This window comes from Methylophilus sp. 3sh_L (assembly GCF_046766015.1).
Taxonomy (GTDB): domain Bacteria; phylum Pseudomonadota; class Gammaproteobacteria; order Burkholderiales; family Methylophilaceae; genus Methylophilus.
In genome coordinates, this window is the sequence record NZ_JBKOUF010000008.1 from 166,003 (window position 1) to 175,000 (window position 8,998).

Genomic DNA, 8,998 nt, shown 5'->3' on the forward strand with positions numbered 1-8,998 from the left:
ATTGGTTATTCCTTTTAATGAGCGACCTTAGCCTTTGAATACCCGGCGCACCGCCACGAAAAACAGCGGTACAAACAGGATGGCGAGTACGGTGGCTGTGAGCATGCCGCCAATCACACCTGTGCCCAACGCATTTTGGGCGCCAGAGCCTGCGCCAGTCGACAGGGCAAGCGGCAGCACGCCAAGGATGAAGGCCAGCGATGTCATGATAATTGGCCGGAAGCGCAACCTTAACGCCTCTAATGTGGCCTCTGTGATCTCTTTACCTTGCTCCATTTTTTCCTTCGCAAACTCTACAATCAGGATGGCATTCTTGGCAGACAGGCCTATGGTTAACAGTAAGCCAACCTGGAAATACACATCGTTGGAGAGTCCCCGCATGGACGCTGCAATCAAGGCGCCGACGACCCCCAGCGGGACTACCAGCATGACTGCAAATGGAATGGACCAACTCTCATACAATGCGGCGAGACATAAAAACACAATCAGCAGGGATAAAGCATACAGCGCGGGGGCTTGTGAACCCGTCATGCGCTCCTGGTATGACAATCCTGTCCACTCGTAGCTGATGCCGGGAGGCAGGGTTGCCGCCAATGATTCCATGATGGCCATCGCCTCGCCGGTACTATGTCCAGGCGCCGGTGCCCCGAGGATTTCTACCGAAGATTGACCGTTATAGCGTTCCAGCTTGGGTGAGCCATAAGCCCAGTGTGCGCTGGCGAATGAGGAAAATGGCACCATTTCACCGCTGGCATTTTTTACATACCACTGATCAAAATCCTTGGGATCCATCCGTGCTGAAGTGGCGCCTTGCAAGTACACGCGCTTGACCCGGCCGCGGTCCATAAAGTCATTGACATAAGTACTCCCCCAGGCGGTAGAAAGCATTGAATTTATATCCGCGAGGGAAATGCCCAGGGCACTGGCTTTGGCTTGATCAATATCCAGTTTGTATTCTGGAGAGTCTTCCTGCCCGTTTGGACGCACCCCGACCAGTGACCGATTCGCCGAGGCCATCCCCAGCAGTTGGTTGCGAGCCTGCATGAGGACTTCATGCCCAAGGCCTGCACGGTCTTGCAACTGGAGGTCAAAGCCCGAGGCATTGCCTAACTCGACCACGGCTGGCGGGCCGAATGCAAAGACCATGGCCTCGTTAATGGTTGAGAATTTACCCATGGCTTTGCCGATGACTGCGGCTATTTTCAGGTCAGGTCGTTGGCGTTCTGACCAGTCTTTCAAGCTGACAAAGGCGAGGCCATTGTTCTGGCCGCTCCCCGCAAAGCTGAAGCCAGACACGGTGAACACGGATGCGACCGCCTCTTTTTGTTCGGCGAGGAAATGATGCTCTACCTTGTTTAGGACTGCCCGGGTGCGCTCTGTCGTTGCTCCGGCGGGTAAGGTGACTTGCGTAAACAGGATGCCTTGATCTTCATCCGGCAGGAAAGCCTGTGGCATGCGGACAAATAATAGCGCCATCACGCCAACAATCAGCGCATATATCAGCCCGTAGCGGCCAAGACGATGCAGCATACGGGCAACCACGGATTGACTGCCTTGCGTTGTGCGTTCCACGCCACGGTTAAATACCTTAAAGGCACCCGTCAACGCGTTGTGTCTCTTGGCGTGTGGTTTGAGTAAGGTGGCGCACAGGGCAGGTGTCAGAATCAGGGCTACTAGCACTGAAAGCACCATGGCCGATACGATGGTGATGGAGAATTGCCGGTAAATGACGCCGGTAGAGCCACCGAAAAATGCCATGGGGACGAATACCGCCGAGAGCACAAGCGCGATCCCGATCAAGGCCCCACTAATTTGCGTCATCGAGTGGCGGGTGGCTTCCTTGGCAGGCAGCCCCTCTTCGTGCATCACGCGCTCAACGTTTTCTACCACCACAATGGCATCATCTACCAGCAGGCCAATCGCCAGTACCATGGCAAACATGGTCAGGGTGTTGATCGAATATCCGCTAGCGGATAACACGGCAAATGTCCCCAGCAAGACCACTGGTACAGCAATGGTCGGGATGAGTGTGGCCCGGATATTTTGCAAGAAAAGATACATCACCAGGAACACCAGGATGATGGCTTCTACCAGCGTTTTGATGACTTCCTCAATAGAGACTTTGACAAACGGGGTGGTGTCATATGGCATCACCGCCTTCATGCCCGCCGGGAAAAACGGCTCCAGCTCAACCAGTTTTGCCTTGACGGCTTGAGCCGTTTCCAGCGCATTGGCACCGGTTGCCAGCTTGATTGCCAGCCCTGTCGCCGGTTTGCCGTTATATTGAGCGACAACCTCATAGCTTTCGCCACCGAGTTCGATCTGGGCGACATCCTGCAGTCTGACCACAGCCCCATTGGCGGTACTTTTTAATAAAATCTGCCCAAATTGCTCAGGGGTTTGCAAACGACTTTGCGCCGTCACCGTGGCATTCAATTCTTGGCCTTTTTTGGCGGGCATGCCACCGATTTGGCCTGCGGATACCTGGGCGTTTTGTGCCGTGATGGCCGTGCTGATTTCGGCGGGTGTCAGGCCAAAGTTGTGCAGCTTGGCCGGATCCAGCCATATCCGCATGGCATATTTGGTTCCAAAAATTTGCGTATCGCCTACGCCATTCACCCGGCTGATAATGTCCTGGATATTAGACCCGACATAGTCCCCCAGGTCGATACTAGACATGCTGTTGTCTTCTGAAATGAACGCAGCCACCATCAAGAAGTTATTGGAAGCTTTGGCGACCTGTACGCCTTGTTTTTGCACATCCTGCGGCAGGAGCGGGGTGGCCAGTGCGAGCTTGTTCTGGACCTGAACCTGTGCAATATCCGGATCGGTTCCGGCGTCAAAGGTCAATGTAATGGTCACGCTGCCTGCAGAGTCGCTGGTCGACGACATATAGGTCAGGTGGTCTATCCCTTTCATTTTTTGCTCGATCACTTGCGTGACGCTATCTTCAACAGCTTTGGCCGAGGCGCCAGGATAAGTGGTTGTGATAGAGATAGCTGGCGGTGCAATCATCGGGTATTGCGCAACCGGCAATGAGCGGATCGCGAGTATGCCTGCCAGCATGATCATGATCGCAATCACCCAGGCAAAAATAGGGCGGTCAATAAAAAATTTAGACATGATGACTCCCTATATTGGCTTGGTTGTCGGGTTTTTGTCGGTCGACACGATTTTTACCGGCATTCCCGGCCGTATTTTTTGCAGCCCGTTTACCACCAGCCTGTCGCCTGCATTCAGGCCCTGACGTACCACCCACTGGCCATCCAGCGTCTTGTCCGCCTGAATATTCCTGAGTTGTACTTTGTTATCCTTGTCCAGCACATAGACGATAGGGTCGCCTTTGGCGTCGCGGCTCACGCTGCGCTGTGGCACCAGGATGGCGGTTTCTTCAACGCCTTGTTCCAGGACTGCGCGCACATACATTCCCGGTAAGAGTACGCCTTTGGGATTGGGGAATATGGCCCGCAACGACACGGTGCCTGTCGACTGGCTCACGGTAATGTCTGCAAATGCCAGCTTGCCAGTCAGTGCATAGGTACTGCCATCTTCAAGGACCAGTTTCACTTCGGCCTGGTTTTCTCCTGCCTTCTTGAGATGGCCACTCTCCCAGGCATGGCGTAGCCTTAACAGATCAGCGCTGGACTGGGTCACATCGACATAAATGGGGTCAAGCTGCTGGATATTGGTCAGCATGGTTTCCTGGTTCGCAATCACCAGGGCACCCGGTGTAATGTTCGATTTCGCCACCCGTCCAGAAATCGGCGCCAGAACGCTGGTGTAGGCCAGGTTGATTTTTGCAATTTGCAATGAGGCCTTCGCCAGATCTACGTCTGCCTGCCCCTGATCCAGTGCGGATTTCGCATCCTCTAAATCCTGCTTGCTCACAGCTTGTATGCTCGCCAGCTCGTGATAACGCTCAGCCTTGCTTTTTGCAGCCACAAGATTCGCCTCGGCTTTATTCAGGCTTGCCTGCGCACTGTCTAATGAAGCCTTGTATGTAGAAGGGTCAATTTGGTACAACTGCTGGCCCACTTTGACATCTGTCCCTTCTGTGAACAGGCGTTTTTGCAAAATGCCACTGACCTGCGGCCGGATCTCTGAAACCAGAAAGGGGGAAGTACGCCCAGGCAGTTCGGTTTTCAGGTTAACCGATTGCGGCTGGAGGTTGATGACTTCGACTTCTGCTGGCGGGGGTGCTGCCGGTGCAGGGGCTGCACCCTGATGACAACCGGTAAGTAATTCACATAAAGCGAGCAATACCGGAAATGCCGTCGCCAAACGCATAGTCTGTAATGTTGGTTTCATTAGATTCTCCTTTTAAGTGCCGCCATGAAAATGGTTTTTTTCAGGTTGCCTTAAATTAGATTGAGTGTTCATTCTAGATTGAATGATCATTCTAATATAGAATATTAAAAAAGCAATCTTTTATTTTTAATGATGACAGGAGAAGTCATGTCCCTCTCGAACATACAGACCAGCCGTGCGGATCTCCGGCGTAACCAGGTGCTGACGGCCGCGACTGAGTGCTTTAGAAACCAGGGTTTTCATGGCACCAGCATGTCCCAGATATCCAAAGCCTCGGGCATGAGTGTTGGGCACATCTATCATTACTTTGAGAATAAAGAGGCCATTATTGAGGCAATCGTGGAAAAAGATTTGCTCAAAATACTCAATGTGACTACCCGTGTGGAGCAAAGCCGGGGCGACGGGGATATCTTTGATGCCCTGATTGCTGACGTTGCAACGAGTGCGGCGGATACTTTTTATGATCCAGATGCGCCCTTATTGCTGGAAGTGATTGCCGAGGCAGCGCGCAATCCAAAAATTGCCAATATCATCCGCCGCGCAGAAGCTACGGCCATGGAAAGTATCAAAAGTTACTTTCGTAAAGGAATGATGCAACGGCAGATGAACATCTCAGAAGAGGCGCTGGATACCGCTTGTAATTTGCTCGCTTCTTTATTTGAAGGCTTTACTATCCGGTTGATCAGGAATCCAGACCTCTCACTGAAACGTACGATCCCGATGTTAGGCAGGACAATTCAGTATGTTTTAGAGAACGAGTTAAACGCCAGCTAACAAATAGAAGGGTTTAAAGTCACTGTGTTTGTAGAGATGATCGAAGCGCAGGGATTTGTTTTTGACCCCCTGGAGGGCGCGGGCGAGATTGTGTTGGCAAGTTGGGTTTGCCTAAAGCTGGCAATAAAAAAGGGGCTGATCGCCCCTTTTTTGAAACGGTATGCAATCAGGCCGCGCCTAATTGTACTGGTGTTAACTGAATCAGCTTTTTGACCAGGCCGGGATGTTGTTCTGCATGTGCCTCTTTTAGGCAGGCTTTTGCGCAGCTGGCACATTTGCCGCATTCTGCCCCTACGCCCAATTCATCTTTTAAATGCTTCACGGTTTTAGCACCATTCTTCACTGCTTGATGAATTTGACGCTCAGTTACTGCATTACACACGCAAACGTACATATTGCCTCTAATTAAGTTCACTAATGATAATTATTATCATTTATGTAGAGTTTGTCAAGGGCAAGATGGTTCCATGCAGCCATAAAAAAAGCCGCTTTCGCGGCTTAATTCAATGATTCACTGGCGTGTATCAGCTAATCAGACTCAATCTGTGATTGCAGGTAGTTCGGCAGGGTCACGTCTTCGATCAGGCTTTGCTGGGTTTCCAGCCAGTCTATCGCTTCCTCGCAAGCCTCAAGCAACTCGGTCAGCAAATCCCGTGTCACGTAGTCTTGCAGCTGCTCGGCTTCGGCAATCGCTTCAACCAGTTGCGGGCGCTGTACTTCTTTCTCAAAGCTCAAATCCCCCTGCAAGCACTCAATTACATCTTCGCCTATCAGTAACTTGCCCAGGTTTTGCAGGTTAGGCAGGCCGTCCAGAAAAAGAATGCGCTCAATGACTTCATCGGCTTCTTTCATGACGCGGATGGACTGTTTGTACTGGTAGCCATTCAGCCGCTCAAGCCCCCATTTTTTGAACATGCGCGCATGCAAAAAATATTGGTTAATGGAGGTCAGCTGATTTTTAAGTACCTTGTTCAAGGTGGTGATGATTTGTTTGTCGCCTTTCATCCGTCGTACTCCTTATGCGGCAGAAGGGCTGTTGCCCATCTGGCTTTGGCAATAATTTTCAATGCCCACCAATTTGATCAGGTTGAGCTGTTTTTCTAGCCAGTAGGCGTGGTCCATTTCGGTATCTTCGAGTTGCACCAGCAACATTTCGCGGGTGACATAATCCTGCGCTTGTTCACAGGCTTCCATGGCTTTTTTCAGGTGTTTCACCACGGTGTATTCCAACGCCAGGTCCGACTCCAGCATAGACTTTACATCCTTGCCTATATTGAGCGGTTCACGTTTGGCTAAATTGGGTTTACCTTCCAGGAAGAGAATCCGCTGTATCAGGGCGCGTGCGTGTTCGCGTTCGTGCAGCGATTCATGCAGGCTGTGCTCTGCCAGGCTGCCCAAGCCCATGTCCGCATACATTTCGCCGTGAATCAGGTATTGATCGGTGGCCGACAACTCGCCTGCCAGCAAGTCGTTCAGGATATCTATAATTTTTTTGTCGCCCTTCATGACGGCTCCTCGCACGGTTTAGATGCTAGCCATCATACAGCAAAAATAAATTGATGCAATTGAAATTTTTATGTAACTAATTGATTTTAAATGATATTTTAAATAGAAACATAAATGACAATCGTTCTTGATGCGTTCGCGGTGAATTATTCCTTTAAGCGGTGTTATAGCAGCAACGCGAGGTCATGCGCAATATTCTCGGGCTTTTCGCCATAGCCCTCGTAAACACGTGGGGCGCCTGTTTTATCAAACACATACAAGCCTGCGCTATGGTCCATGGTGTAGTCCGATTTACCAGGTTCGCTGACTTTGGCAGCATACACCTTGTACTCACTCAAATTGGCCGCCACTTCAGCCGGGGTGCCGCGCAGGCCAATAAAACGCGCATTAAAGCCAGGGACAAATTGCGCCAACACCTCTTGCGTATCGCGTTCTGGGTCCACCGTCACAAACAACACCTGTACATCGTTGGATTTTTCACCGAGTAATTGCATCGTCTTTTTCAGGTCGGTCATGGTAGTGGGGCACACATCCGGGCAATGCGTGTAACCAAAAAACATCACGACGACCTTCCCTTTAAAGTCGCTCATGTGGCGCAATTTGCCAGTGTGATCAGTCAGTGACAGCGGCTGACCAAATTGCGTGCCAGTCAGGTCAGTGCCAATAAAGCGAGCAGAGGACCCTTGCTGGCAACCAACCAACAGCGTGGTCAATAGCGAGAACATCAGGTAAAGCCACTTAAATCGCACAGCCATGCAAAAAATCCTTGTAAATCATGATTGAAATGGATTCTAGCATAGGCGAAAAGGCCGCAGATTAGTTTACAATACTGGTTTTTGATGACTGACGGATTAAAGGCGAGTTTAAATGGCAATACCGAGTTCGATGGCAGACCGTGACGGCGTTATCTGGTACGACGGCAAGATGGTCAACTGGCGTGACGCCACCACCCATGTATTAACCCACACCCTGCACTACGGCATGGGCGTGTTTGAAGGGGTGCGCGCCTACAAAACGGATAAAGGCACTGCAATTTTCCGCCTCAAAGAGCACACCGACCGCTTGTTCCGCAGCGCACATATCCTGGGCATGAAAATGCCATTTGATAAAGCGACCATCTCTGAAGCGCAAAAAGCCGCAGTGCGTGAAAACAACCTCGAATCTGCTTACCTGCGCCCAATGGCGTTTTACGGGGCAGAAGCCATGGGCATCTCTGCCAAAACCTTGTCTACTCACGTCATTGTTGGCGCATGGAGCTGGGGTGCTTACATGGGTGAAGAGGCCATCACCAAAGGCATCCGCGTCAAAACGTCTTCTTTTGCACGTCACCACGTGAATATCACCATGTGTAAAGCCAAAGCCAACGGCAACTACATGAACAGCATCCTGGCACACCAGGAAGCCGCACAAGACGGCTACCAGGAAGCCCTGCTGCTGGACGTGGACGGCTTCGTTGCTGAAGGCTCTGGTGAAAACATTTTCATCATCCGTAACGGCAAACTGTACACCCCAGACCTGACCTCAGCGCTGGAAGGCATTACCCGTGACACCATCATCCACCTGGCAAAAGAAGAGCTGGGCTTGGAAGTGATCGAAAAACGCATTACGCGTGATGAAGTATATAGCGCAGATGAAGCTTTCTTCACTGGGACAGCCGCTGAAGTCACGCCTATCCGTGAACTGGATAACCGTGCGATTGGCGAAGGCACCCGCGGCCCGATCACCGAAAAACTGCAAAGCCTATATTTTGATGTGGTCAAAGGCAAAAATGCCAAATACGCGCATTGGCTGACCCTAGTTTAATTTTTTGGGTGTAATTTTTTGGGTTTCATTCATAAGGTTTAATGTATTAAGTGCCTGTTTGCGGGAGAGTTTGAATGTCTGATGTCAAAGAGTTTGAAGTAGACGGCAAAGACTTGCCATTGCATTGCCCAACCAAAGAAGTAGCATTATGGGCATCACATCCTAGAGTGTTTCTCGATGTGGCGAAAACGGGTGAGGTGTTATGCCCGTATTGCGGGACGAAATACAAGTTGAAACCAGGCACGCAGGTGCATCACCATTAAGTCAAAACCCACGCATCGCGTGGGTTTTTTTTGTTGGTTTGGTTTGTGTGAATTGGAATGGTTTTAGAAAATCATTCTTTTGTTTTCTCTGTTACACGCGGCCTCAATTTCTTCATTCCATCATGGAGTAGTGAAGTTCACAGAGTCTGTGCGACGCGGATGTAACGATTGGCTTATGCAGATGCCGTGGTGCTTTTAGTTACAGTGATGCCCACGCGGATGATTAATTGCTGTTTGTGATGTTCTTTTTCGCCTCTCGGCGAGTTACTTTTCTTTGCTTGCCCAAAGATAAAGTAACCAAAAGAAAGTGCACCCCAGCTTCCGCTTGTTTCCTGTGCTACTCG

At 50.7% G+C, this 8,998-nt stretch carries 9 protein-coding genes; 3 read left to right on the forward strand and 6 right to left on the reverse strand.

Annotated elements, in window-relative coordinates:
- Positions 1 to 27: 27 nt before the first annotated feature.
- Together ACIDF8_RS13855 and ACIDF8_RS13860 are read right to left on the reverse strand one after the other, a co-directional pair.
- Positions 28 to 3,123: an efflux RND transporter permease subunit gene (locus tag ACIDF8_RS13855; protein WP_412011198.1), complete on the reverse strand. Its 3,096-nt coding sequence runs from the start codon at positions 3,121 to 3,123 to the stop codon at positions 28 to 30.
- Positions 3,124 to 3,132: 9 nt separating this feature from the next.
- Positions 3,133 to 4,308, reverse strand: a complete 1,176-nt coding sequence (locus ACIDF8_RS13860) for an efflux RND transporter periplasmic adaptor subunit (RefSeq protein ID WP_412011199.1) — start codon at positions 4,306 to 4,308, stop codon at positions 3,133 to 3,135.
- A gap of 147 nt (positions 4,309 to 4,455) precedes the next feature.
- Between ACIDF8_RS13860 and ACIDF8_RS13865 the strand changes: the two genes are divergently transcribed.
- Positions 4,456 to 5,082 carry a TetR/AcrR family transcriptional regulator gene (locus ACIDF8_RS13865; protein ID WP_412011200.1) on the forward strand — a complete coding sequence of 209 codons (627 nt, stop codon included), beginning with the start codon at positions 4,456 to 4,458 and terminating at the stop codon, positions 5,080 to 5,082.
- A 166-nt stretch (positions 5,083 to 5,248) separates the two neighbouring features.
- On the opposite strand, the gene ACIDF8_RS13870 is transcribed toward ACIDF8_RS13865, so the two are convergent.
- The 4 genes from ACIDF8_RS13870 to ACIDF8_RS13885 all read right to left on the reverse strand — a co-directional run bounded on the left by ACIDF8_RS13870 (position 5,249) and on the right by ACIDF8_RS13885 (position 7,343).
- Positions 5,249 to 5,464 carry a (2Fe-2S)-binding protein gene (locus ACIDF8_RS13870; RefSeq protein WP_412011201.1) on the reverse strand — a complete coding sequence of 72 codons (216 nt, stop codon included), beginning with the start codon at positions 5,462 to 5,464 and terminating at the stop codon, positions 5,249 to 5,251.
- Between the two features lie 146 nt (positions 5,465 to 5,610).
- Positions 5,611 to 6,087, reverse strand: coding sequence for a bacterioferritin (gene bfr / locus ACIDF8_RS13875; RefSeq protein WP_412011202.1), 477 nt, complete (start codon positions 6,085 to 6,087; stop codon positions 5,611 to 5,613).
- Positions 6,088 to 6,099: 12 nt separating this feature from the next.
- Positions 6,100 to 6,588 carry a bacterioferritin gene (gene bfr / locus ACIDF8_RS13880; protein WP_412011203.1) on the reverse strand — a complete coding sequence of 163 codons (489 nt, stop codon included), beginning with the start codon at positions 6,586 to 6,588 and terminating at the stop codon, positions 6,100 to 6,102.
- Between the two features lie 164 nt (positions 6,589 to 6,752).
- The gene (locus ACIDF8_RS13885; protein WP_412011204.1) at positions 6,753 to 7,343 is read right to left on the reverse strand and encodes an SCO family protein; all 591 of its coding nucleotides are present in this window, start codon (positions 7,341 to 7,343) and stop codon (positions 6,753 to 6,755) included.
- A 130-nt stretch (positions 7,344 to 7,473) separates the two neighbouring features.
- Here ACIDF8_RS13885 and ACIDF8_RS13890 point away from each other — a divergent pair, with 130 nt between their 5' ends.
- On the forward strand, positions 7,474 to 8,391 hold the full coding sequence (locus ACIDF8_RS13890) for a branched-chain amino acid transaminase (protein WP_412011211.1): 918 nt from the start codon (positions 7,474 to 7,476) through the stop codon (positions 8,389 to 8,391).
- Between the two features lie 74 nt (positions 8,392 to 8,465).
- The gene (locus ACIDF8_RS13895; RefSeq protein ID WP_412011205.1) at positions 8,466 to 8,654 is read left to right on the forward strand and encodes a zinc-finger domain-containing protein; all 189 of its coding nucleotides are present in this window, start codon (positions 8,466 to 8,468) and stop codon (positions 8,652 to 8,654) included.
- Positions 8,655 to 8,998: the final 344 nt, after the last annotated feature.